This is a genomic window from Peptostreptococcus sp. (assembly GCF_977045075.1).
The window spans coordinates 1-2,281 of sequence record NZ_CDRRTB010000153.1; the positions used below are offsets into that span (position 1 = coordinate 1).

The window sequence follows — 2,281 nt, forward strand, 5'->3', positions numbered from 1 at the left end:
TCTCTGTATGCGATTATTTTATTATTCGTGTTAATGGTTTTCTTAGGGGGACCTTTTTTTGCAACTGAGAATTGGCGATTAATTTGGCTGGGTGCATTAATGGCGACAGCTTTGCATTTTTTTCCATATTATTTTGTGCATGGAAAATCAATGATATATTTGGGGATTATTTGTACTATAAATATTGCTGTAGCTTATATTTTTACTGATATTTCATTGGTGTTAGTTGCATATATTGATGCAGCAATCAAGTTTGTATTTGGAGTATATTTACTATTTTTTTCAAAACCATCAAAAAATAGATAACTCTCAGTTTGTCTAGGTGCTACCTTTTAACGATAACCTTATGCTATCGTTAAAAAGTATGTGGATATGTTCCCGCATACGAACGTAACTACGTGATATACTTAGTGTTCGCTCATTTCATGTGGAGGGCGTAGTTTTGTTGACGAAATCACACAAGTAAAGAGGTAACAATGAACAAGATTAGCTTACAATGTTGAACATAAAGAAGATGTAGATGCTGTAATTGCATTAGTAAGAAAAGCAGGTGGAAAATTGTGAAAGAGCCACGGGAAGTTTTTTTGGGGGTGGATATCATGCATATTTTTCTGATTAAGATGGATTTTATTGGGAAGTTGCATGGGGTCCAAATTTTAAGTTTGACGAAAATGGACTATTGAAATTTTTGTAATTAAGGGAGATAGAAAAAATGGCTTCAAGTAAAGAATATTTAAATTTTATTTTAGAATAACTATCCGATTTGGAAGAAATAACATATAGATCAATGATGGGCGAATATATTGTTTATTATCGCGGAAAAATTGTTGGTGGAATTTATGATGATAGATTTTTGGTGAAGCCTGTTAAATCTGCAATAGCATGTCAGAAAAAGAGGAACCCACACTACAAACGCCGGAGACGGAGACTAGCATTTGTATGATATTTGTGCAAACTGTCCATATACAATGATACAAAATATCTGAAAATTCGACCACTTGAAATTTTGAGATATTTCATATATAATATAGAAACAACGTGTGGCATTTCAACTGCGTAAATCCAGTTGAAAATTCGCACGTTTATTTTATGTCACGAAGAGGAGGTAAAGTAAAATGAAACTGGTAAAAGCCGAAGGAGGAGACTCACTATGCCGAAGAGAAAAATAGAAATCAGCGATTATGCAAATGAAATCATAAAAGCACTGCCAAAGGGAGTGCTGCTGACGTCAAAGGCAGACAAGGTAAATTCCATGGTAATAGGCTGGGGTACGCTTGGAATAAATTGGTCAAGACCTGTTATAGCCGTGTATGTTCGTGAGGGAAGGTATACCAAAGGGCAGCTTGACAAGAATCCGGAATTTACCGTGAATGTACCCATTGGTGAATATGATAAAAGAATAATAGGCGTTTGTGGTGGCAAGAGCGGCAGGGATATAGACAAGATCAAGGAAGCTGGGCTTACCATAGTCGATTCGGAAGAAATTTCGGTTCCCGCTATTAAGGAATTTCCTTTGACACTGGAATGCCGAGTTATGTATGCCCAAAAGCAGGATTTATCTTTGCTTGACGAAGAAATCAACTCTACACTTTATCCTCAGAATATTGATGGGACAGCAGTTGGGGCAAATAGGGATCCACATACTACCTACTATGGAGAAATTGTTTCAGCCTATATTATTGAATAAGAAGCTCTAGTTTAAATTACAAATAGACCACCTTGCTAACAAAGGCGACAGGGAGCTCACAATTAAAGAAATACTTCTAAGTCATTATGGTTTAGGAGTATTTCTGCGTTTGTGGGTTTATATTCCAATATCAATCTTAATCCTGGACTTAAGTTCAGGTGAAATGATCCTCGAAAACACTAATCTTACTAATCAATTGTAAAATATAGATAATCCAAAGATATGACCCATTTGGTTGATTGTTGATTTGTCATCTACATTAAACCAAAAACGCATAACTATGGATTTTTATTGTTGAAAAAAGAAATCCACCAGCCTAGATGGTGGTTCTTCATTTTCGTAAGTATACGTACACTTACTGTTCTTGCTCCATTTAAAGTTTATATATTTTTTTTATTGTATAAATAGAGTAATTATAATTTGGTTATTTTTTCTTATTAGAATTGATTACATAAGAAACGGAGGGATATTATATGGAAATTATGCTTGAAACAAGAAATTTAACAAAGAAAATCAAAGGACAAATGATACTTGAAAATGTATCAATTAAAGTAGAAAAAGGAAAGATATATGGACTATTAGGACCGAATGGTG

Annotated in this window: 2 protein-coding genes and 2 pseudogenes; all 4 read left to right on the top strand. The window is 34.3% G+C overall.

Features of this window, described 5'->3' with window-relative positions; genetic code table 11:
* A partial coding sequence (locus tag ACW6OJ_RS08190; protein WP_456096297.1) for a DUF6609 family protein occupies positions 1–306 on the top strand: 306 nt, incomplete at its 5' end.
* Positions 307–486: 180 nt separating this feature from the next.
* Positions 487–694 (top strand): annotated as a pseudogene (locus ACW6OJ_RS08195) (VOC family protein); the annotation flags it as partial.
* Between the two features lie 69 nt (positions 695–763).
* A pseudogene (locus tag ACW6OJ_RS08200) lies at positions 764–883 on the top strand (TfoX/Sxy family protein); the annotation flags it as partial.
* Between the two features lie 267 nt (positions 884–1,150).
* Positions 1,151–1,687, top strand: a complete 537-nt coding sequence (locus ACW6OJ_RS08205; protein ID WP_412427061.1) for a flavin reductase family protein — start codon at positions 1,151–1,153, stop codon at positions 1,685–1,687.
* The last annotated feature ends 594 nt before the right edge of the window (positions 1,688–2,281 follow it).